Annotated in this window: 15 protein-coding genes; 2 read left to right on the top strand and 13 right to left on the bottom strand. The window is 59.5% G+C overall.

Features of this window, described 5'->3' with window-relative positions:
- Positions 1-102: 102 nt before the first annotated feature.
- The 12 genes from bcsA to FLP30_RS00290 all read right to left on the bottom strand — a co-directional run bounded on the left by bcsA (position 103) and on the right by FLP30_RS00290 (position 18,721).
- Complete coding sequence (gene bcsA / locus FLP30_RS00235) at positions 103-2,199, bottom strand: UDP-forming cellulose synthase catalytic subunit (protein WP_149277817.1); 2,097 nt, start codon at positions 2,197-2,199, stop codon at positions 103-105.
- 1 nt (position 2,200) lies between these two features.
- Positions 2,201-3,874 (bottom strand): SGNH/GDSL hydrolase family protein, encoded by a 1,674-nt coding sequence (locus FLP30_RS00240; protein ID WP_149277818.1) that lies wholly within the window; start codon positions 3,872-3,874, stop codon positions 2,201-2,203.
- Between the two features lie 51 nt (positions 3,875-3,925).
- Entirely contained in the window at positions 3,926-7,807 is a 3,882-nt protein-coding gene (locus FLP30_RS00245; protein ID WP_149277819.1) for a cellulose biosynthesis protein BcsC, read from the bottom strand.
- A gap of 20 nt (positions 7,808-7,827) precedes the next feature.
- Positions 7,828-8,973, bottom strand: coding sequence for an acyltransferase family protein (locus tag FLP30_RS00250; RefSeq protein WP_149277820.1), 1,146 nt, complete (start codon positions 8,971-8,973; stop codon positions 7,828-7,830).
- A gap of 62 nt (positions 8,974-9,035) precedes the next feature.
- On the bottom strand, positions 9,036-9,689 hold the full coding sequence (locus FLP30_RS00255) for an SGNH/GDSL hydrolase family protein (protein WP_149277821.1): 654 nt from the start codon (positions 9,687-9,689) through the stop codon (positions 9,036-9,038).
- A gap of 107 nt (positions 9,690-9,796) precedes the next feature.
- A complete protein-coding gene (locus FLP30_RS00260; protein ID WP_149277822.1) occupies positions 9,797-12,562 on the bottom strand; it encodes a cellulose biosynthesis cyclic di-GMP-binding regulatory protein BcsB in 2,766 nt (921 codons plus the stop codon).
- Positions 12,563-12,753: 191 nt separating this feature from the next.
- Complete coding sequence (locus FLP30_RS00265) at positions 12,754-13,788, bottom strand: glycosyl hydrolase family 8 (RefSeq protein WP_149277823.1); 1,035 nt, start codon at positions 13,786-13,788, stop codon at positions 12,754-12,756.
- Between the two features lie 67 nt (positions 13,789-13,855).
- On the bottom strand, positions 13,856-14,878 hold the full coding sequence (locus tag FLP30_RS00270; protein WP_168200019.1) for an exopolysaccharide biosynthesis polyprenyl glycosylphosphotransferase: 1,023 nt from the start codon (positions 14,876-14,878) through the stop codon (positions 13,856-13,858).
- 74 nt (positions 14,879-14,952) lie between these two features.
- Positions 14,953-15,693 carry a WecB/TagA/CpsF family glycosyltransferase gene (locus FLP30_RS00275; protein ID WP_149277825.1) on the bottom strand — a complete coding sequence of 247 codons (741 nt, stop codon included), beginning with the start codon at positions 15,691-15,693 and terminating at the stop codon, positions 14,953-14,955.
- Between the two features lie 191 nt (positions 15,694-15,884).
- Complete coding sequence (locus tag FLP30_RS00280; RefSeq protein ID WP_149277826.1) at positions 15,885-16,466, bottom strand: phosphatase PAP2 family protein; 582 nt, start codon at positions 16,464-16,466, stop codon at positions 15,885-15,887.
- A 78-nt stretch (positions 16,467-16,544) separates the two neighbouring features.
- On the bottom strand, positions 16,545-17,207 hold the full coding sequence (locus FLP30_RS00285) for a CpsD/CapB family tyrosine-protein kinase (RefSeq protein WP_149277827.1): 663 nt from the start codon (positions 17,205-17,207) through the stop codon (positions 16,545-16,547).
- Positions 17,204-18,721, bottom strand: a complete 1,518-nt coding sequence (locus tag FLP30_RS00290) for a GumC family protein (protein ID WP_149277828.1) — start codon at positions 18,719-18,721, stop codon at positions 17,204-17,206. Before FLP30_RS00290 ends, FLP30_RS00285 begins: the two co-directional genes overlap by 4 nt.
- Positions 18,722-18,974: 253 nt before the next feature.
- On the opposite strand from FLP30_RS00290, the gene FLP30_RS00295 reads away from it, so the two are divergent.
- Both FLP30_RS00295 and FLP30_RS00300 read left to right on the top strand, forming a co-directional pair.
- Complete coding sequence (locus FLP30_RS00295; RefSeq protein ID WP_149277829.1) at positions 18,975-19,688, top strand: polysaccharide biosynthesis/export family protein; 714 nt, start codon at positions 18,975-18,977, stop codon at positions 19,686-19,688.
- A gap of 14 nt (positions 19,689-19,702) precedes the next feature.
- The gene (locus FLP30_RS00300; protein ID WP_149277830.1) at positions 19,703-21,076 is read left to right on the top strand and encodes a glycosyltransferase family 4 protein; all 1,374 of its coding nucleotides are present in this window, start codon (positions 19,703-19,705) and stop codon (positions 21,074-21,076) included.
- Between the two features lie 137 nt (positions 21,077-21,213).
- On the opposite strand, the gene FLP30_RS00305 is transcribed toward FLP30_RS00300, so the two are convergent.
- Positions 21,214-22,668 carry an O-antigen ligase family protein gene (locus FLP30_RS00305; RefSeq protein WP_149277831.1) on the bottom strand — a complete coding sequence of 485 codons (1,455 nt, stop codon included), beginning with the start codon at positions 22,666-22,668 and terminating at the stop codon, positions 21,214-21,216.
- Positions 22,669-22,729: the final 61 nt, after the last annotated feature.

The raw sequence follows: 22,729 nt of genomic DNA on the forward strand, positions 1-22,729 counted from the left end.
CTCCAGGCCGCGCAAAGCAACGGCCCTTTTGCCTTCCTACATCCCATAGGCTGGCAAAAGGGCCGTTTTTATTCTCCGATAAAAAACGCTCAAGGGCATCCGTTACCGGATCTGCATCCCCCGGCCACGGACCAGCACCGACACCATAAAGGCAAGGTTGCTCCGCAACAGCAGGAGCAGGCTGCGCCATGGCTTATCGGAGCGGAAGTCGTCCCAGTACAGCCATGTATCGCTACGACCAAACACCATGCCGACAATGGCAGCTTCATCCTGCAAATCGCGGCTGCGCCATTCCAGACGGAGCACTGTATTCTGCTGGCCCATAATGCAGGCGGGCACCTCCACACGGATACCATCACGCTCATTCACATACGTGACCATGATCATCGTCGAGGGTGCTGTCACCGGCTGTGCTGTCCGCACGGACAGGCCACCTTTTGAAATATCGATGGTCTGGCCCGGATAGCTGGTCTGTGTCTCCCCATCCGTCACGGTAACGGTAACGTCGAGCTGGGCGGGCAGTCTGTGCGCACGGCGGATCTGCCTGCGCTCATACCCCACGGCAATGGCCCCCATCACCACAACCGCGTTGACGATAGCCCAGATTACACTCATCAAATACACCTGAAACAGGCGGACGTCGGCAGCGTGCCTGTACATTCCAAACGCCCCGACCAGCACACCCAATGTCAGCAGCGCACAGACCACCACATTGGGCCAGATCATCCGCGCATCCAGATAGTCATGCTCGACCATTCCGCCCTTGGCGGTCACGTTAAAGGTTGCACGCCAAGGCATGAAAAACGCCTTGAGCACCACAGGCATCAGAAACGGTGCCAGTGAGGTTTCGTACACATCACCCCAGAAGGAATAGCGCCACCGCCCATGCATGCGCGACTGTGTAATGCTGGAATGGAAAAGATGCGGAATGGCGTACATCATCACCGCCAGAGGAGCCGCATTGATAACGCTTTGCCCCATGAACAGGAACGCCAGAGGCGCAAGCAGAAACACCAGCCGCGGCAAAGGAAAGAAGAAGTGCAACATGGCGGCCAGATAGCAAAGCCGCTGCCCAAGTCTGAGCCCCTTGTGCAGCAACGGGTTATCAACGCGGAAAATCTGCACCATGCCCCGTGCCCAGCGCACACGCTGGCCAATATGCAGGGCCAGACTTTCTGTTGCCAGCCCTCCGGCCAGGGTCTCGCGCAGGTAGGCAGTCTCCCACCCCTTGCGCTGGAGCTTGAGCGAGGTATGGGCGTCTTCAGTCACCGTTTCCACAGCAAAGCCGTGGATATGATCCAATGCCTCCCGCCTCAGAACGGCGTTGGAGCCACAAAACAGTGTTGCGTTCCAGAAGTCATTGCCCGGCTGGATCAGGCCGTAGAACAGGTTTCCTTCAGGCGGCAGGCCTTCACGCGTGACCAGATTTCTCTGAAACGGGTTGAGGGAATAGAAATGCTGCGGGGTCTGAACCAGCGCAATGCGCGGGTTGGCCACCATCCAGCCCACAGTCCGTGTGAGAAAACTTTTGACGGGAATATGGTCGCAGTCAAAAACGGCTATGACCTCCCCATCCGTATACCGCATGGCGTGATTGAGGTTGCCAGCCTTGGCATGTCTATTGTCGGGCCGGGTGATGTAGCCAACATCTGCCTCCTGCGCGAAAAGCGCAAACTCCGGGCGACGTCCGTCATCCAGAATATAGACTTTCACCTTCCCTTCGGCCCAGTCCATGGCCTTTGCCGCAAGCACCGTGTTGCGGACCACGCTCAGGTCTTCATTATATGTGGGAATATAGACATCGACCGTCGGCCACAGCGCCCTGTCATGCGGTAGGGGCTGCTCCTTACGGGCCAGTGGCCAGGCCAGTTGCACATAGCCCAGAAACAGAATGATCCAGGAATAGACCTCGGCAAAAATCAGCGCCATGGTCAGCAAAGCCTGAAACCAGTTGTCAAAATGCAATGTTGTCAGAATGCGCCAGCACATGTAGCGCAACGATACAAACAGAGAGAAACTGACCAGCAACAGCGTTGCAGCGTGCCCTTTACGATGGTCCACCACCAGCGCGCACAGCATGGTCAGCACCGCCAGGTAAAGCTGCATTCCCGGCGGCACAATCACCTGACTGGCCAGGACGACAAGCGCAACCCCCAGGCTCATCAGCGCGTAAGGCATTATTCTGGACCATTGCACCATGTCATGGTCGCCTTTCAGGAAAATACACACTGACAGCACGCCAGATGCACCGTGCCAGTTCCGCCTGACCCAGAGCGGAAGGATGGGTCATGTCTCCCACCCAGTATTGCGGGTTGGAGGGGTCTGCCAGAGGGTGTCCGGGAGCAAAGGGGTCCACCACGCTGTCAGGCCGGATGCGCCCGTCCTGTACTGCGGCGTGAAGTTGCGCGCGCAGAACTGAGTCTGACGCCGCCTCCTCCACCAGCACGACATGGTATTTCATACCCTGCAACTGGCTGACAATCTGGCCCAGATTCTCCACTGTTTCCTCATACGGGATAGCGGTTTTCTGAATGTGGTCGTTAAAGCCACCGAAAACGACTGCCACCCGTTCCCCCGCGTGGACTGCCACACGGGCTGCGGCAGGCAGCATGCCCAGCATATGCCGCGTGGTTGCGCCGGATACCGCCAGATTATAGCTCTGGTAGCGCATATTAGCCTGCATCAGCCATGGCCAGTTGCGGCCATCAGGCACTTGATAGCCTTCTGTCCGGCTGTCACCAATGGTCACAACCGTACGGCGCACCTGCGGCATGGCATTGATCTGCCGGGCCACAGCCGCCTGAAAATGGCTGACCTGCTCCGGATCGCTGATATGGTCTGCCAGAACAACCCCGGTCCACTGTCCTGTATTACGCCCCTGGCTGAACCATGGTCCGCCATCGGCATTGTACCCCAGGTACCCACCGGCAAGGGCTGCGGCAGAAGCAAGGTTCTGCCCCATAGCGTGGATGTTGCCCGACCTCACCCGCATGGCAGTACCCTGCCGCCAGACGGAAAACATCGCCGGGGCATTGTTGACCACCAGATCCAGCTTCTGATCCGGGGAGGCATTGTCGGCAACATGGACAAAACCATCCAGAGAATAGCTGCCAAAAAAGACCTTGAAGCCCAGCCCTTCCTGCCCCAGCACAAGCGGCACAGGGTACGCGGCATACCCCGCATTGGACGAGGCATAGGTACCTAATGTGCTAAAAAAGAAGCCGCTGGTATCCAGCCGCATATCGGCTGGTATGACAAAACCGCCGGGGCCATTGGCCTCCCCCCAGGACATGGCCTCGGCTCCCGCAATCCGGACTTCGCCAATATGGACAACGTGCCTGCCTGCTGTCGCCTCCAGCGCATGACCGTGTCCTGACTGGTCATATACCCGCGTTACAAACGCATAGGTGCCGGGGTCACGCTCCTGCAGGGGGGCCGTATCCAACCCGCCCTGTGCGGTAAGGTTCAAGGTCCGTGTTTGCTGCTGGCCCTGATGGGTTACTTCCACATCCAGCGCGGGGCCGACATAGCCGCGCACCAGCCGGACAGTCCCCCCTGCAAAACGGGTCCGGGTGCCAAAGACATCTCCCGGCAGGGTTGTATCGGGCAGCATTTGCCACTGTGCCGCCCCAGGCTGCACGGATACCGCCTGCCAGACACGCCCACCAACCTGCCACAGGTCGCCCACCGCATGGCCATCTTGGGCATCATCCCCAACACCCGGGGAGCGAGCGAGCAGCCCTGCTGTTGTGTCCGCAGCAGGAATACAGGGTATGGCCCCACCAACGGGGCAGTTGGCCGCCCGCGAGGGCACGGCACCCATGCCCCCCAGCAGAGCAGCCACCATGCCCATGCCGTACACTACCCGTTTCATGGGTCCCTCCCCTGTCCGCCTGCGCCCTTTAGCAGGGCGTGGCAGAAAATTTTAGAGACCATCAAACGCATAATGCGCCATGATCATGCCCGATATTTCAGACCAACTGCCGGCACGGCTGTAGCCAGCCTCCAGCCCCATCCGCAGCTTGTGGGTAAGCTGGTACACAACCCGGCCCCGCACATTACCCGCAACGCCGCCAACGTCCTGCGCACTGGTATATTCATTCAACAGGGATTGCAGACCATCATTCATGGGGAAGAATGCCGACGCCTTGGAGTGGTAATGCTGGTAGCCAGCCTCACCCCGCAGCAGCCATGTCCAGCGGCCATAATGGCCCGTCCATTCCAGCGGCAGCATGATGGCGTAATACCCCTGAGGCGAGAAGTAACCACCCTGCCCCCAGCTGAAGGAATAGCTGTTGGACCGATAATTCAGATAGATAAAGTCCAACCCAGTACGCAGGAACTGGCGGTTGTCAGCCTTCCAGACCACGGCACTGCCACCAGCCTCGACATCAACCCCCGTGTTGTCATTGACATTCGTGCCTTCCAGATAGGAAAAGCCGCCGCCTGCATACACGTTCCAGTTCGGCTCGCCCCATTCCAGCGTGCCGTGGCCCTGAATACGGGTCACACCACCCCATTTTTCACCCGTTATGGGCTCGCGCATACCGGCGTAGGACAGTTCACTATCCGTCACCATCTGCCGCCCGCCTTTCAGGCGCAGGACGAGGTTGCGTGTCAGATGCGGGGCAAATTCAACCCCACCCAGCACATTGGCAATGGGAAAGCCCAGCGGGGACGAGCCCACATTGGCGCTGAACCAATGATGGACATACTGAAGGTTCAGCCCCACCCCCTGCACATAATAATGGTGCCCGAAGGAAGACGGGCACTGCCCCGATGTCCCCACCAGCGAGCAGATGCCAAACTGATGGTTTGACCCCTCGTTGGACAATGGATTGCCCGTAAACAGGAATGTCGGTGTGATGGAAAAGGAGACCCTGTGGTCCCACGACCCAAACGGCAGGCTGCCTGTCAGAGGTACTGCCAGTTCCGTCAACTGCCCCAGCCCGGCCGTGCCGGTACGGTTACGCACAAACATGTTGCCATCAAGCTGGGGAGAGACTGAATCCCGCAGATAGACGACCGATCGGCTGGCCTCCTCCGCAGCACTGTCCTGCACCAGATAGTGGTAGGCATCGGGCAGCATGGCCCCTTGCAGGTCCCGGTAGGAGCTATCAACCTGCGGCCACCGATAATCCGGTTTGAGAATACCCTTCTGGTCGCAGGTACCATCGGTGCGGCCTGCACATTCCGCAATACGTATCTGCTCTTCCGCCGCAAGCTGCGCACGGGAATCCCCTGCTGCCTGTGCGATTTCCGCCCGGGCACGCCATGTCTCCACCGTGTCTGGGCGGGTACGGGACAGGCGCTTCTCCAGTGTGCTGGCCAGTTCCGGCTTGCCAGCCTGCACCGCGTCATGCACGGCGGCTTCCAGCGCTGCGCTATTATCGGGGTCCTGCTGTAACGCAACCTGATCTTCCGCCAGTGCGCGCTCGGGCCGCCCCTCCGCAGCATAAGCGCGGCCCATAGCCAGACGGGACTGGACTGCCCCCGGATGCTGCATGACAAAGGAGGCAAGATAGGCCCGGGCATCGCTGGCATGGCCTGCGCGGGTCATATCATCAGCCTGCATGGCCACAAGCCCGGCCTCGATCTGCTCACGCACCTGTTTCTGGGCCGGCGTCACAACGTTATCCGTTGCCTGCATGTCGTGGTCAAACGCGTTCAGGCTGCGCTGCACATCCTGCGCGACACGCTGGTGCAGGGCGGGATCGTTCCGCTGGGCCATAAGCCGCAGATACAGCCCGGCATATCCCAGCCTGCGTGACGGGGGGGACATATCCGGGGCCTCGGCCTCACCCCGTTTGAGGGTATTATAGGCGTCATCCACCGCATCCTGCCGCAACAGGGCTTCGGCCAACAGCGGGGCCCGGTGCCCATCGGGGTCAGGCTGCTGGGCCAGTGCCTTCAGCCCATCGAGCCCCTGCGTACCTTCCTGCGCCAGACGGTCAACCTCAAGCCCCGCCTGCGCGCGCTGGCCAATGGCCTGCATGGCCGCACTTTGCTGGGCCTGTGGCAGGCGATCAACCAATGTCCGCGCCCGGGCAAAATCATTCTGCCCATCAGCATAAATCGCCGCAGCTTCGATTGCCGCTGGCTGGGGGTGGGGTTGCTCCAGCAGGCCGTCCATCAAAGCCTGACCTTCGCTCGCACGTTGGCTTTCTGCCAGGGTTTGCGCCAGTTTCAGCCGGGTCCAGGCATCCTGCGGGGCAGCTTGGACGGCATCCTGCAACAGGGCAATCCGTTTGCTGCTATCCTGAGCCTCCTCCGCCTCACCCACCAGTTGGGCGTTACGGAGGCGGGCGGCAAGGTCGGGCCTGCTGTCACCCGCACGGCGCAGAACATCTTCTGCCTCGTCCAGTTGCCCGTCCTGCAGCAGCATGTCCACCAGCGTTGCCAGGGCTACAGCATGCCTGGGCGAACGCATGAGGATACTGCGATACGCTTCCTTTGCCTCGTCTCTATGGCCTTCTCGCAGTTCCAGTGTCGCGCGGAAGAGCAGTGCTGTCATCTGCTGCCCCGGCTCCTGCGCAAGGCGGGCAATATCCTGCCGGGCGGCGGCACTGTTCTGGGTCAGAATTTCGTGGTTGATGCGCGCTGGCAGCGTGCTGGCAACCGTTGTCACCGGCGCTGCGACCATGCTCTTCCTCATGGCGTCCAGCGCAGTCTGCCAGTGTTCTGCCGTGGTTGGATCAGCCTCGATCGCACGCTGGAACATGGTCTGGGCCTGCGGCCAGTCATGCCGGTTCTGGGCAATCAGCGCCATCCCGCCCAAGGCAGCCGCGTCCTTGGGGTTGTAAGCCAGCGCCTTGGCGAATTCCTGCTCCGCCTCCGCCATCTGCCCGTTTCCGTAGTTCTGAAAACCGGTCATACGGGCGGTGTCGGCATCTATCCGTTTTTGTTCTTCTCTGGCTTTTTCAAGCCGTTCGGCAATTTCCGTATCGCTGGGGTGCTGGGACAGCCACTCGTAATACTGAGGGATGGTCGCGCCTATTGCGGGCTCCCACAACAGCGCCTGCCGCCAGGCGGCCTGTGCCTGTGTGCGGATACGAACCGGCACATCACCCCGCGCAAGACGCTTCAGCCCGTCCAGACCCGCAGCACGCGATGTTTCGCGGTATGTGAGAATACGGTCAAACAGCAGCCGGGCGTCCACATCGGAAGGGTTGCGCCGCAGCAGGGCATCCAGCTTGCTGACGGCTTCCTGATACCCCAGCACTGTGGCACCCAGCACACCGTAATATTCCAAAGCCAGATCGGGCGGTGGCCCATGGGGGAACAGCGCCCGGTATTTCTGTGCCGCGGCAAACACCTTGCCTTCGGCGGCCAGCGCACGCGCCTGCGCCAGAGCCGCCTGATCCAGCGGCTGGGCGTCGATGACCGTGCGCAGGGTGTCCACCATATCCACCGGCGCGCCAGAGGCCTGGAGCATGGCCAGGGTCCGCTGGGCACCTTCCATATCGCCCCGTGCTTTCTGCACAGTGCCAAGCAGTACCAGCGCCTGAGCATTACGGGGCTGAATGTCCAGCGCCCTCTGCACGGCATCCTGCGCCCGGTCAAAACGGCGCTGGGACAGCCAGTAGCCAGTCTCTGACATCAGTTGCTGGAACATGGACGCATCGGTCCGGGCGGTGGGTGTACGGCCCACGCTGGGCGCGGCACCTGCTGGCGCAGTCTGCGCATACCCGCTGGACAGCGAGGCAGTCCACACTGCACCCAGCACGCCAAGCAGCACAAAGTTCTGCCGTGTCCTGCAAGGCGCTGCCACGCAACGCGGGAACAGGCTGCTGTTAGTATTGGACATGCCTGACCACCCCTCCAGACCTAATGCACGCGCGAGACAAAGGACACGCCCGCCAGAACCGCCGCCACAAGGCAGCACACACCAAGCAGTGCAATGGCTCCACCACGGCAACGCGCGGGAGAAGCCGTATTTTCGTAATCAAGCATCGGGCGTTCCACCCCGATGTAGCTGAGCAGGCCCGCAAGACAGGCAACACCCAGTACAGGCGCCATAATGACGCCCTGCGGCTGGATGGAGAACAGATATGCCGCCAGCACAATAACAGGCCAGTGCCACAAATAGAGGGAATACGAGATGACCCCAACGGGGGAGAGTTGCTCCAGCACCCTGCGGGCCCGCGTTTCGGGCAGCATGATGATCAGCATGGTCGCAGCACAGGGCAGCACAACAATGAAGGAAGGACAGGCCGCCGACAAGTCAAACAGAACACCGCAGGCAACAATAAGTGCTACAGCCGCGCCATAGATGCCGTCTGCCACCTTGGCCGAGCAGCGCAGCCGCGGCAGAAACCAGATCAGGGTGCCCAGCCCGAACTCCCACAGGCGGGAGAAAATGCTGTAATAAGCCTGTCTGTCACCCACATGCAGCGCCATCAGACTGCACAGGGCTGATCCACCCAGAATAGCAAACAAGGCAGACCGCCGCCGCCTCAGACTGGGGAGAAGGAGCGCCACCAGAAAGATGATGGCATAGAACTGCATTTCCAGAGACAGCGACCATGTGTGCAGGAATGGGTAGGCAATGCTCTGCCCTTCAAAATACCCCACATGCCCACTGGCCCAGATGTTGGACAGGTACACCAGCGCATAGGCACCATTCAGCGCAATATCCGCCCTGTCACTTTGCAGCACCCACCACAGCATGCCCGCCGAAACCAGAACCACCATGCACACAAGCGCTGGCAGCAGCCTGTAAAGGCGGCGCCAGACAAAGCGTTCGGGCCTGAAAGGCTGCTGCATGAAGGCGGAGCGCCCCATGAAATAGCCTGAAATGACAATAAAAATGTCAACGCCAATAAACCCGCCGCGTATCCAGCCCGCATGAAAGAACATGACAAGCAGAACCGCCAGCCCGCGCAGGCCGTCAACATCCCGCCGCCGCGCTGGCGAGGCCAGGCTTTTTGCAAATGTTGCTTTCCAGAACTGCTGAACCCGAGGGAGGGACATTAACACGACACTCTTACTGCAAAGGGTTTACGGCGCTGCTGTCGCCACAACCAAAAAATGCTTCAGTTTTTCTTCAGCTTCTCAAGCATGGGCATGGTCTGCGCCAGAATGGCATCACCCCACTGCCGGTAGCTGGCAGCGGTCGGGTGTACACCGTCAATGGTTTTGACACTGCCCTGCGCCATAAGCTGTGTGCCGTCCACATAGGTGCAGGGAGATACTTCCGTTTTCAGAAAGCCTGCCATTTCCTGCGCCCGTTTATCGGTCTTGCCGTAACGGGGGCTGAATTCCCCCCAGGTTGGCCCCACCCAGATACAGGCTGCATCACCCAGGCTGGAGGTCAGGGTTTTCACCTGTTCATCCACCCAGTTTTTGGACATCTCGCTCTGGCCATAGGCCGCCATTGTGTCACCCAGCACCACCATGACAACATTGGGGTGCCACTTTTCCAGCAGGGAGGCGATCGGCGGCGGGGATGTCGGCTTCATCACCGCATCTCCAACCGGAGCGTTGCCAATCCGCTGCGCTGCGCCACAGCCATTGTTGGGATTAGGCACGACCCAGTCTGCCGCTGTGGAGGAGCAGACACCGTATGTCACCACTTTGGCACCTGCGCTGACATAGGCATCCGGCAGGAGTGTCAGCAGGGAATCCTTAAACGTGACGTGACTGTCACCAATAATCAGCACTGTCAGCCCAGCCAGAAGCGCACTCATAATTTTATCCTCTCTGTCCTGCGTTGCCAGGACCAACCCGCAAACCTGTTCCGGCTTCCGCCCCATTACGGGACGGAAGCCGGACCGTCACTCTGCCAAACCCTGCGTCAGGAACTGGCCGATGTATCATCCGATGAAGGAACATTATGCAGACGCCGCCGCGCACGCGCCTTCAGCAGGGCCATGGCCCCTGTGCCCATAAGGGCAACACCCGCGAGCGAGATCAGGCACAGCAGCAGCAGGTGGGATTGCAGATACAGCTCCAGCCTGATCCAGCGCGGCAATGTGCCAACCGCATACTGGCGGGAGTTACGATAATAAGTCAGCCGTGCCCCATTGCGGATGACAAGGTCACCCTGCATGGCAGGCAGGGATTGCTTATCGCGCAGGCTATCCACCATCTGCACAAGCTGCTGCGGGGTGTCACCCAGCACCGCCACGACCGAACGATGGCTGACATAGGGTGATTCACCGCCAATCAGCAGACCGGCATTGGCAATCGGGGCATTGAGTGCAGGGGTTGCCCCCTTTTCTTCCCCACCCAGACCCAGGTTCTGGAAAAGGTACCAGATACCATCAAGCATCGTCCGCTGACCCAGCCTGACACGCTGACCGTTGATCTCGTAAGCAGAGCCGGTCAGCAGTTCCCGCGCGGGACCGACCTGATCGATGGTGGAAAGAAAGATGATATCGCGCGCCGGGGTCAGGCGGCTGACATCATCACTGGAAACAAGCTGGATTCCGGCCACCGGATAATGGGTAGAAGCCCCCAGAAAGCCCATCAGATTCAGGAACGCATTTGCAACGCCGCTGTCAGGCTGCGACGGCATGACCACCGCTGTTTCCGAATAATCGGCCATACGGGAGAACGGAAAGGCCGAGCCCGCAAAATACGTCAGGTTAGGCAGTGTGGTGTAATGGTAACTTCCCCGAAAATCGAAGGAAGAATCCGAATCCACTTCGGCCACGAAGTCCTCGTCCACACGGCGGCAGGCCCCACGGTCGATCGGACGGACGTTGAAGTCGAGCGACAGGCGGTTCTGCCCAAACAGCAGAAGCGGCGGCAGGCCAGCACGCACACCCAGAGCCCCGACATGCGGGCCGGAAACCTGCAAACCCCACTGTTTCCACACCGTGTTTTCAAACAGCGGGAAGCTTTCCAGATAAGACGTATTGAGCGACACATCCAAGCGTGAGCCATCATGCTCAAACGCGGCATCCGCAGGAGTACGCACCCACAGCTTGACCGGGAACGTACGCTGCCGCCAGCTAAACAGATCGGGCGGCAGGCTGAAGGGAATGTCGATCCCCAACGGGGCACTGCCCTGCCGCTGCAACGCGGTTGCGGGCATTATTTCCCCAAAGCGCACAACACGGTCTGTTGGCACAAATGCGGGGGCGTCATAAGGCTTGCGCGGTGCAAGGGCGACATCTTCCACCACGCGGGATGAGACATCACCCAGCGTATCAGGCGAAAACACCAGCACACGGGCCGCAATTTCCACTTCGCGCTGGTTGCGTCCGGTCACGACAAGGATGGTACCCCAGTTGTCATGCGGGTTGGCCACTTCCAGCACGGTCGGGCCTGCGGGCATGCTACCCCTGTCATCGACAGGAATATTCTCGCCCACTTCCACAGCGTTCCCCGACATAGGCAGGGTGTTGGAGACCGGGAAGGACACGCCCCGTGCCTCTGCCAGTCTGCCCAGCCAGGAGGCCACAATACCACCGGCCTTGAGCGAGTTCTGGCCATTCACATGCGGGAACACAAACGGCACCCGCACAACATGCCGCAGGTTAGGGTCAAAGAACGGTGCAGGCAGCCGCGACAGCTTGCGCACAGGCGGCAGTTGCATGGTGGTGATAATGACCTTGGACAGGTCGGACACGCGGGCCCACAGCACACCATTATGCAGGTCGTTACAGTCGCGCCTGTATTCACCCGCAAAATGGAAGTTCAGCCGGTTCAGGCCAGTAAAGAATATAGGGTCCAGATCAAACGCAAGCGGCCCAAAGCGGGAGTTCTGCGGGTCCACCTTGACGGTGCCGACATACTGCTCGTTCAGGGTCAGCGTCAGGCTGCTGGCCTCGGGCAGCAGGGAGGGCGACAGAGCGCCATCTATAACTACCTGCGCACGGGTTACGACCTCGTCCGCCGGAACGGGAATGTCAAAACCCTGTAGCGGCGAAAAGCCCCGCAATGTCATGGGCGTGGTAATGCCCAGTTCCCGGAAGGTCATTGTCCGGGTGATTTCATGCCGGGCTGCCGGGTTTATAACGGGGGCAGGAGGCAGCGGAGCAGGCAATGCAGCCGCTTCGGGGTAAGCCGGATCGACCACGGGGGCAGGCTGTTCAGGCGCTGCTGCGTAAGCAGGTGCGGGAGCCGCCACCGGAGGGGCAGCCTGCTGTGGTGCGGGCACTGCGGGTGCCGGGGCAAACCCTGCTGACTGGGCTGGCGCATAAGCCGGAACGGACGGCGGAGGCGGTGCGGACGTCTGACCTGCCGGGTCAACCAGCCCCGCCTGCGGCATGGGCGCAGGCACGGCTGAAGGAGCAGAAACCGGAGGTGGCACATAGGCCGGGGGCGCAGGGGGCACCACGCCTGCCTGGGGGCGCGTAACTGCTGCGACCGGAGCTGGAGCCTGATTGTAAGAAGCCTGCGCAACCGGCGAAGGGGCACCCAGTGCCGCTACTGGCTGCGCGTTGCGCGATACATCCGTGGGAGCCAGCGGCGCGCTGGGCCGCTCTGGCACTTCATAAGGGGCAGAGTCCTGCGATGACGCAACCTGTGCTTTGGCATGACCAACAAGAATAGCCCATGCCACAACAGCACAGGCACCACGGCACCAGCCTCGGCGCGAAGCAGCGTTCAACACAGAGATTTCATCCTTTATGGCACGGGGCTGTTACAAAGATGCGCCACGCTATCATGTAAAAGCCAAACAGATCAATGCTGTTTCACTTTACTATGAGGTCACCTGAAAAATCTTTACAAAACAGAGCAGACACAGTTCGTGAAAATTTCATTAACAAGATATTAATGGCGTCAATTGATGAAAATTATTCAAGTCAAAACGTCATCCGATGCAAGTCTTGCCAACATACAGAGGGCTGCGGAGTAATAGTCGTTACTTCTCAAAACTGAAGGTAGCACGTCCGACAGAGCCCCATCGTAAGTCAACCCTGTGCACAGAGCGATGGCCCGGAACCCCTCCGGCCCGGAATACGGGGCACACTGGTTGGTGGTCACATCGACCCAGGCAGGCAGGTGCTCAGGCCCGAATGTGTTCCAAAACGTGCTGTAGGTTGCCTGATCCTCGTCCGTAAAAACACGGCCCCACCACATGTACAACGGCACACGCACCGCATTGTAGGAAAACCGGGGTGGCCAGCCCTGTGCTGGAGCCGGAACCAGCCCGCCCCCTGTCAGTTCAACCCAGTCGGGCGGCAAAAACCATTTTCCAAACCGGCAGACAGCCAGCAGCACCTGCCCGTCCCGTATAATATCGTACCAGACCGGGTCATCCTGCGCGGCGTCCTGCAAGGCCGGAAAGACGTAATAGGAGGGATTGATGACCGTGCGCTGCGGAAAGACAAAACCATTCTGGCCAGGCAGAAGGAAGCTGCGCCCACCGATCCTGACCACCAGCTTTTCACGCACAGCGCGGTACAGCGTCTGCGCTGCCCGGCGATAGCCCTCATCCCCCCAACGCCGCCCGGCGCGGGACAAAGCAAGGGCCAGAATCAGTTCTCCATCCGTGGCGGAAGATGGGTCGGGCACGGGGTCTGCTGCACCGGGTATGTATTTCCAGGCATGGAGTGCTGTGCCTGTTTGGCGCAGGTTCTGTTCGGTCCAGGTCCATAGGCGCTCAAAGCTGCCCCGGTCATCGGCGTGCTGGGCAAACAGCATGCCGTAGCCCTGCCCTTCCGTGTGCGAAATGCCACCATTACCAGTGTCCAGCACCCGCCCTTCGGGGCTTACAAAACGCTCACGAAAGCTGGCCCATTCCTCCTGCCGGGCGGCGCGGGCTTGTGGTGCCAGGCCAAGCCCCGCACCTATGGCTGCCCCACCTGCGACAAACATCCTGCGTCCCAGCATTGTCTCCTCCGTGCGCCGTTAGTTACGTCGTCGTCCCGCATACGTCTGACAGAATATACCTGTCTGGTCAGAACGCATTCTCACGGCTGAACAGGACAATTTTAAATGTCCTGAATATAATTTTCATATCAAGAAGAAACGACCAGTGTGTGATGTAGTATAAGTCAAAATCAACACGCTTCTGTGCGGCTTCACGTGTTGTAATTTCACCCCGGTAGCCTTCAACCTGCGCAAGCCCCGTCATGCCCGGCCGGACACGGTGCCGGGCTGAATAGCAGTCGATCGCCTTTTCATACAGTTCGTCCCCCACACGCATGGCAGTCGCGTGCGCTCGTGGTCCAACCACCGACATCTCACCAAATAGGACATTAAAAAGCTGGGGCAGTTCATCCAGGCTGAAATTACGCAGGTAACGGCCCAGCCGCGTAACACGCGGGTCATTGCGGGAGGTGCGGATAGCCCCTGTTGCGTCACCCTTCTCCTGGTACATTGTCCGGAACTTGAAAACCCGGATCACCTGGTCATTAAAACCGTAGCGGTTCTGAACAAAAAACACCGGCCCACGGCTGTCCAGCTTGATCAGACCGGCAATAAGCAGAAAAAGCGGAGACAGGCAGGTAATCAGGATAACCGACAGCACCTTGTCTTCCATCCATTTGACCCAGAAATTACTGCCCGACAAAGGCTGGCGGCTGATGGGCATAAGGCACATGCCCAGATCATCCTGCACAGGCCCGCGGGAAAAACCGGGGGGGATGATATCCATGGCCAGATAGACATCGACCGGCAGCACAATCACCTTTTGCACAATGGCGCGCAGGCGCTCACGCCCGGCATCAAAAATGGCAATGATGATCATGTCCGGCAGGTCCTGCCGGCACACTGCGATCATATCATCCACACAACCCAGCACAGGCACGGTGTGGCCGACACTTTCAAGGCGCTTCCAGCGATCGTCAAAAATGCCGATCACCTCATACACATCGGGTTTTTCACGCAGTTTCTGGACGATTTTTTCCCCATCAGGGGCACCACCCAGAATAAGCACCTTCTTTTTCGCGGCCGGTGCGCGACGTCCCTTATGCAGCATTGCGCCCTCCATGGCTGTAAGCCCCCGTGGCACGATACGGCCCGCATACCCTGTCCACCATAGCGCCTGCTCCTTCAGCCACGACGTGTCATATCCTTGAGAACAGCCCAGGCAAAACCTGCCGCTGAAACAACATAACGGCGCAGCAGCCTGCGTGGCTCCATGGCAATGCGCCACAACCATTCCAGATTACAGGCCAGTACCAGCCGAGGGGGCTGGGGCAAAAGCCCAAACGCCACCAGCAACGCCTGCCCTATACACAAGGCCCAGCATGGGGGCAGGTCCTGCCGGTACTGATCCAGAAAAATCTCACTCCGGGGAGCCCCCACCCCCATAAACAGCAAGGTGGTGCCGTGCTGGCTTATGCACTGGGCCAGAGTGGCACAGTCGGCCGGGCGGGTCTCAAACCCATAGTCTGGCACATAACACTCCAGCACGTCCGACAAACCGTTACGGGCCGCCCAGGCTTTGGCAGCCGCAACAGTGCGCGCACTGTCGAGCACCATAAATAACCTGTGCCGCGCCAGACGTTGGGGCTGGGCCAACAGGGCTGCCACAATACCCCGGCCTGTCACCCGGCCTGTCGCCGGCAGCCCTCTGGCACGGGCATAGTAGTAAAGCGGAAAACCATCACACGTCAGCAAGGCCGCGTTCTGGCAGGCCCGCAGCAAAGCCGGATTATGGCCCATAAGGCTGATATGCTGGATATTGGGTGTAATCACCGCCCCCACACCCTGGGCTGCGGTACGGTGGGTTGTGACCACACGCTCCGCCACCCCCTGCTCCGTCAAGGTGGAAAAGCGCAGTCCGAACATAGGGTAATTTTCCGGCAGGACAGGCAATGGCTTTCTCACACACTCTATCCGGCCAACACCGGACGTAAGCCCCGCAGGCACCAGCCCAGGGCGGGATAAACAGGGGAAAAGCAGGCTGACAGCATTCTCTGATGCCAGACCCGCAGTAAATTATTCTTTAGACACACACAACTGCAACAACAGCCGCCCGTCTACCACCCCAACGACTGATCTGCTGAGAAATAAGAAATCCGAAACATTTTCTGCAAGAAAGGCTCTGCTTCCAGAACCGAGCCATGAAAAAGCAGAACAATCGGCAGCAGCACCGGCACACAGAACCGCACCAGATAGACTGGCACTTCCGGCAGGCTGGCATTAATCACCGATGCCCCGAGGATACCAAGCACAGCACCCGACACCACTTCCTCCGGTGTGTGGGCGTGCAGAACCAGACGCGTATAACCGATGACACAGGCTATCAGCAGCGGGGGCAGCAGGGCCAGAAACCACGAACGCTTGCGGGGCTGCAAAAGCATGTTTGCCAGACTGCCATAAACAACCGTACTGGCCGCCACATGCCCGCTGACACTAAAGGCCCGGCCCTCGACCCCAAACTGCTGCGCCCAGAACAACCCGGCAAACTTCAGCAGCACCAGACAGGCCAGACACAGGCCCACGCCAAAGCCCCACACAATGGCACCGCGTCGCCAGCCCGTAACGACAAACATGATAACCGCCACCACAAACAACGGCAGGATGACGGCCTCGTCACCAAAATCGGTCAGAAACTTCATCAACTCTTCCAAATCCCCCGTCGCGCACGCCTTTATGCCGGGTATGGCGGCATGGTGCGTCTGCGCCTGCTGGTGGCATCAGAGCCGTTTGTAAAGAAAACCCGGTATATAGAAATGCCGTTTGTTAAGAACAGCCCCAAGCAGGCCGCCACGCATTTCTTCAACACGGTCCATCAGGCTTCTGACTTCACTGCGTTCCGTACTTTCGGCCGCAATGACTATAATATTGGTATCCACATAGGGCGACAGCACACCCCCCATGTAGGAGCGGCTCAGGGCTGGGGCATCCACCAGAATCAGATCCCACTGCGCCCGCTGGCCAGCCAGAAAATCGACCCAGTCCTTCAGGTGCATCTGTGCGCCCTCAAGGGGGGCTGCAAATACAAGTCTGGCACTGCGTGTCTGGCACAGGCCAAGCCGACCGCCGCAGGTTGCTGCGACATCTTCCAACCTCTCGCCCGGTGCCAGACCGTAGCGGTCTTCCATGGTCTGGCCAATGCTGCCTGCCAACCCATCAATCGACAACAGCAGCACCTTAAGCCCCAGTACCTGGCTGGCGACAACGGCAAAATCACGCGTGATGCTCGATGTGCCCTCACCATCCTGCGCGGCAAGAAACTGGATGGCAAACGCCCTGCCCTCGGTTTCCGCTGGCAGCATATAGAGCAGGCGTGTTGCTTCTTTTTCCTGCATAAAGCGGCAGGTCAGGCCACTGTCTTCTGGCTTTTGCGCGTCGCTCATGCGGGCCTCCGATCGGGGCTGGGACCTTTTGACCGCACGCGCCCATGGCCACGGTCAGCCACGGCGGCCAGCACTGGCAGGCCGAGTGTGCGCTCCACATCCCTGACCGTGACAAACACAGCCTGTGTTGCAATCCGCAGGGCGAGAACAGCAGCCGCAAGCATGGCCCCCAACAGAACCCCCGCCACCGTCAAGGGCAGGCGCAGGCTGGTGCCCTGCAATGCGGCCTCGGCAGGCTGGACAACCCTGATGTTGGCACTGGCCTCGCGCGAGGCCACGGAAGCCAGACGGGTTTCCTCCGCATTCTGGGCGATGGTACGATAACTCGCGCTGAGAATATCACGCTCTGCCTGAAGCTTCCGACGATCCCCCGACAGGGAAATCAGTTCCTGCACCCGGTCCTGCAAATGGGTCTGGTCATCCACAATCACCCGCTGCTTGGCGCGCAGGCCGGTTGCGCGGGATGTCAGCAGAACTTTTTGCTGAAACAGTTCATTATAAACACTGTTGATCCCGGTCCGGCGGGTATCTTCCTCCCGCGCGGGCACCTTGCGCAGGTCCTGCTGCATGGCCGCAATCTGCCCAGTAATATTCTGGACAAGGGGGAAATCATCCTGATAGCGCCCCTTGACGTCAGCTTCCTGAATCTGCAACTGGGCGAGCCGGTCTGTCAGGCTTCTGGCACGGATGCCTATGCCTGTTTCGGCGTAAATTTCCACTTCCTTGGGCAGGGTTGCCAGTGTTTCATCCAGCGTGCTGACCTGGGCATCCAGGTTGCGGATTTCGCTTTCAATGCCTGTCTTTTCGTCACCCAGATCGCTGATACGCCGCAGCAGAACAGAAAACTGCTGCCCGATATCGCTGATTCCATGGGCCAGATCAAAATCGACCACTTTCTTTTCGGCATCGCTCAGGCGCGCACTCATTTCCTGACGTTTGACATCGGGTGCGGTCTTCATCTGCCGGTTAAAGACATCAGCCCGGTATGCAATATACTGGCGCACGAACACATCCAGCGCGTGCAGGGCAACATCACGGTCGCCATTACGCAGTGACAGCTCGATCACATTGGACTGCGGCACAACACTGACACGCAGGTCACGCCCGAAAGCTGTAATGGCGTTCTGCCGCATCTGGGCCAGGGTGCCGTGCATCCGGGGGTAAAGGACTGTCGCGCCGACATCCTCCACCACCTCTTCCGCCAGAGCCGGGCTTTTAAGAATTTCCAGCTCGCCCTGCATGATCTGGTCACGGTCAAGCACAATGGTGTTGCCATTTTGCTGGTCGGCAGGGCGGAAAACATATTCATTGCCATACAGCACCAGCAACCTAGCCTGCGCTGTATAGATCGTATGCGCCACCATACCAGCCAGCCCGCCCAGCAGACAGGGCAGGACAAACGCCAGGACCATAGCCTTGCGATAGTAGAACAACGGGGTCAGAAGGTCGCGCGGACTCCACTTGTGATAGGATGCAGACCTGGCAATAAGGCGCGGCTGGAATTTTCCAGTCATTCAGGCTGTCCCATCGTAAAGCGAATCTTGTGCCGGTCCCAAGGCGAGGGCTCCAACACGGGCCACCCGGTGTGTGCGACATAACGCACTGCCGCGCAACGGTATTGTGATTTTAGGCTGACGTCGAGTCATCCTTCGCGTTCTCCATACGCGCCTGAAAGCGCTATGATGGCGGAGAATTGCCTAAATCTTCCAAAATGCTTACAGGGTCAGACTACCTTTTCAATCCTGCAAACGCGAACAGGCGGCCCCCATGAGACTGTCACGCTGGTTTCTGACTGTCCTTTGCGCGTTTTGCCTTATGGGCTGCGTACAGCACCTCAACCCCCGCCCCCATGCGGCGCGCAATTTTGTGCCCTGGACGGACGACCCCGTGCCCTATCGCCTGTCCCCCGGTGATTCCATAGGTCTGCGCTTTGTCCTGAACCCGGAACTGAATGAGGAAAGCCTGCCCGTCGCCACTGATGGCACTCTGGCCGCCCCGCTGGTCGGGGCCGTGCCTGCTGCGGGCAATACGGTTGATGCCCTGCACAGCCTGCTACAGGTCCGCTACGCAAAATACCTGCGCAACCCGGCGCTGGATGTCATGATCCACAGCTACACAGCCGCCCAGGTTTATGTGGGTGGCGAGGTGAAGAAACAGGGCATCTACCCCATGCAGGGGCCGCTGAGCGTCATGCAGGCTGTCGTCATGGCCGGGGGCGCAAGCGACACCGCAGCAATGAGCGAAACAATCCTGATCCGCCGCCGTGCCGATGGCCGCCCGATGATGCGCACCATAGACCTGCGGCGTTACCTGAACACAGCCGACAGCCGCGACAACGTGGGCCTCCAGCCCGGCGATGTCGTGTACGTGCCCAAGACGGAAATCGGCTCGTTTGACCTGTTCATCGACCAGTATCTGGACAAGTCGATCCCCTTCAACCGGACACTCAACTACAACGCCGGTTCGGCCATGTTCTTCTAAGGAACACCGTAGTCATGCCTGTCCAGCCCACCCCACACACGCAGCCGCCCGCACAGGCCGACGCACCGCGCCTGCGTGTGCTGGTGCTGGCCGAATCCTGCAACCCGGAATGGGCCAGTATTCCCCTGGTTGGCTGGTCACATTACGAGGCTGTCAGCCATCTGGCCGACACCCATCTTGTCACACGGGTACGTAACCGCCCTGCTATCGACCGTTACGGCCTTAAGGAAGGGCGGGACTATACCGCCATCGATACGGAATTTTTCTTTGACCTGATGTACAAGCTGGTGCGCCGCATCAGCGGCCCCAACAAGGGCTGGGCCATGCTGACCGCCCTGACCATTCCGTCCTACCTGTTGTTCGAATACATTACCTGGTGGCGTTTTCGCGCCCAGCTTAAAAAGGGGCGGTTTGACCTTGTCCACCGCATTACGCCCCTCAGCCCGGCAGTCCCCAGCCCCATGGCCGCGTGGTGTCGCAAAGCAGGAGTGCCGTTTGTTGTTGGCCCGCTGAATGGCGGCCTGCCCTGGCCTGCCGAATTCCCCAACCTGCGCGCGCAGGAAAAAGAGTGGCTATCGCGCTTTCGCGGTCTGTTCCGCGCTTTACCGGGGTATCGGGCTACGCGTAACGCGGCCTCCGCCCTGATCATGGGCGGGATCAGCGCTTTTAAGGAAGTTCCGGCACGCTGGAAGGACAAAACTTTTTACGTGCCCGAAAACGGCTACGACCCTACCCGCTTTGTCCCCCCCACCCCGCGCACTTACACAGGCCGCCCGTTGCGCGCCATTTTTCTGGGCAGGCTTGTCGTTGCCAAAGGCTGCGACATGCTGCTGGAGGCCGCAGCCCCCCTGCTGCGGGCAGGCACGCTGGAACTGACGATTATCGGTGGCGGCCCGGAAGATGAAAACCTGCGCACGCTGGCCCGCACTCTGGGTATTGAAAATATCATCCGTTTTACGGGGGATATTGCCCACCGTGATGTCGCACAGCATGTCGCGCAGGCGGATATCATGACCTTTCCATCGGTGCATGAATTTGGGGGGGCTGTTGTGCTGGAGGCCATGTGCATGAGGGTCGTGCCGATTGTGGCAGACTATGGTGGCCCTGCGGAGCTGGCATCACGCAACTGCGGTTTTCTGATTCCGCTACAAACCCGCGAGCCATTCATCACCGCCATTCGCACAACGTTAGAGGGTATTGTTGCCAACCCGCAGCAGCTTGAAGCCATGTCGGCCAATGCCCTGCGCCGTGCCAGCACCCTTTTTGCCTGGCCGCGCAAGGCGGAGCAGACACTGGCCATCTACCACTGGGCGCTTAACCCTACGCGCCCCAAGCCAGATTGGGGCATGCCCCTGCGTGACCCAGCACCAGAGAGCCTTAAACAATAGGGCAGGAAACTCTCTGTCGTTATAAAAGGATTTTAGCAACGCTTTTCAAAGCTCTATGCTGTGCCATGATGTTTCTGATTCAAACGCAGCATGGCCAGCGACCAATAACCTGAATCCCCCTTGTGCTGGCAATGCCTTCAGAGCGATCGCGGAACAGGCAAAAACCGCCGCGGCTCTTGATGCCTCTCCGGGGCGGGTTCTTCCTCCGCCTGTATCGTGGATGTATTGTCTACCTCCAGCCGGGCACCGGCCCATGGCGCGGAGGCCCTTGCTGGCAAATTACGCCGCCAGTTTTCCAGCGAGAAAATGGAATAATACAAAGCCACCGCCAGCAAAGCGTTGTTGCTGAAAAGGTTGGATTCCGTAAAATTGTGAATGCAGAGAGACAGCAGAAAAGCGAGGTGGAACAAAGCCGACGGTAAGGCCAGCACACCCACACCACGCCCCTGCACCTTGGCTGAACGCACAAACGCCCGACACCCCAGCGCCACAGCCCACGCCAGCACACCCACACCCCATAAAAACCCTATCAGCCCCCCTGTTGCCAGCAGGTCCAGATAGCCATTATGGGCCTCGTTAATATGAGCCTCGCTCCCAAACCACATGGAGGTTTTCAGGCTGGGCTGTACGGCAGGGTCGATGGACCAGAAGGAGCTGAACCCCGCTCCAAGCCATGGTCGGGCGCTGATTTCATCAAACATAAAGGCCCACAGATCGGTCCGGCTGGTAAACGTCATGTCGCGGAAAGGGGCTAGCGGGTCGGCGTTCATGGCCATGCACCAGACAAGATACACAAAGCTGCCCACACCACTCAGCGCACAGACCGTTGCAACAAATGCCAGCCCGACCGAAAACCGCCTGCGCCCCAGCTGCCCGATTAACCAGACCAGCCCAGGCACACACAGCACAATGCCAAGGCAGGTTTTGGACCGGCTGGCCAACAGCAGCACAAAAAGCAGCACCAGTGACCCGGCACCAGCCCAGCGCCAGACACGGCGCTTAACAAAGGGCAACAATGCCCCCACCGCCAGCAGACCATAGAGCATGATAATACCGGTCTGGTTTTTTTGCAGTTGCAGCCCAGCCAGCCCTTCATCCGTCATTGCGTAGCCAGGCATGACAATCCACACCAGCAGATCCGCAAAGGCCGCGACAACGCAGCTAAAGGCAACTGCCCGCAGAATGGCCACGCTGCCTTTAAGCCCGCAGACAACGGTTGCCGCCAGAACGATCTCGACCCATGCAAACATCACGCGCCGGAGGGAAACTGCAGGGTCTAGTGCCCATTGGGTGCTGCACGTAAAATACAGGAAAAGCCCCATCAAAGGCCACGACGCCTTAAATAGCCCCATGATGGAGCGCCATTTCTCCTTCATGACAGGGAGTGCCAGCGCCAGCAGGGTCAGCCAGATAAAGCGGTTAAGCGGGCTGACATGGTCGGTCGCCATGGCTACGGCTGATTTTCTGTCAAACTCCGGTATACCTATGACCGCATACAGCATCATGCCAAACAGGATGACGTGAGACAGGCGGTTAACCCACCCGCTCTCCGGCCTGCCCGATATTACGGGATGCTCACCCTGCTCCGCCATTGCCTGCCCACCTGTCGCAGTATCGGGAAATATGCTTTGCTTGCCGTCCTTTCATCATTTT

Origin of the sequence: Acetobacter vaccinii (assembly GCF_008365315.1) — a bacterium.
Taxonomy (GTDB): domain Bacteria; phylum Pseudomonadota; class Alphaproteobacteria; order Acetobacterales; family Acetobacteraceae; genus Acetobacter; species Acetobacter vaccinii.

Bases quoted from the DNA above. Each gene is read 5' to 3' on its own strand.
- FLP30_RS00305 (WP_149277831.1), bottom strand. From the start codon at position 22,668: ATGGCGGAGCAGGGTGAGCATCCCGTAATATCGGGCAGGCCGGAGAGC.
- FLP30_RS00270 (WP_168200019.1), bottom strand. From the start codon at position 14,878: ATGCTGCATAAGGGACGTCGCGCACCGGCCGCGAAAAAGAAGGTGCTT.
- FLP30_RS00275 (WP_149277825.1), bottom strand. From the start codon at position 15,693: ATGTTCGGACTGCGCTTTTCCACCTTGACGGAGCAGGGGGTGGCGGAG.
- FLP30_RS00290 (WP_149277828.1), bottom strand. From the start codon at position 18,721: ATGACTGGAAAATTCCAGCCGCGCCTTATTGCCAGGTCTGCATCCTAT.
- FLP30_RS00240 (WP_149277818.1), bottom strand. From the start codon at position 3,874: ATGAAACGGGTAGTGTACGGCATGGGCATGGTGGCTGCTCTGCTGGGG.
- FLP30_RS00245 (WP_149277819.1), bottom strand. From the start codon at position 7,807: ATGTCCAATACTAACAGCAGCCTGTTCCCGCGTTGCGTGGCAGCGCCT.
- FLP30_RS00295 (WP_149277829.1), top strand. From the start codon at position 18,975: ATGAGACTGTCACGCTGGTTTCTGACTGTCCTTTGCGCGTTTTGCCTT.
- FLP30_RS00265 (WP_149277823.1), bottom strand. From the start codon at position 13,788: ATGCTGGGACGCAGGATGTTTGTCGCAGGTGGGGCAGCCATAGGTGCG.
- FLP30_RS00250 (WP_149277820.1), bottom strand. From the start codon at position 8,973: ATGTCCCTCCCTCGGGTTCAGCAGTTCTGGAAAGCAACATTTGCAAAA.
- bcsA (WP_149277817.1), bottom strand. From the start codon at position 2,199: ATGGTGCAATGGTCCAGAATAATGCCTTACGCGCTGATGAGCCTGGGG.
- FLP30_RS00255 (WP_149277821.1), bottom strand. From the start codon at position 9,689: ATGAGTGCGCTTCTGGCTGGGCTGACAGTGCTGATTATTGGTGACAGT.
- FLP30_RS00300 (WP_149277830.1), top strand. From the start codon at position 19,703: ATGCCTGTCCAGCCCACCCCACACACGCAGCCGCCCGCACAGGCCGAC.
- FLP30_RS00280 (WP_149277826.1), bottom strand. From the start codon at position 16,466: ATGAAGTTTCTGACCGATTTTGGTGACGAGGCCGTCATCCTGCCGTTG.
- FLP30_RS00285 (WP_149277827.1), bottom strand. From the start codon at position 17,207: ATGAGCGACGCGCAAAAGCCAGAAGACAGTGGCCTGACCTGCCGCTTT.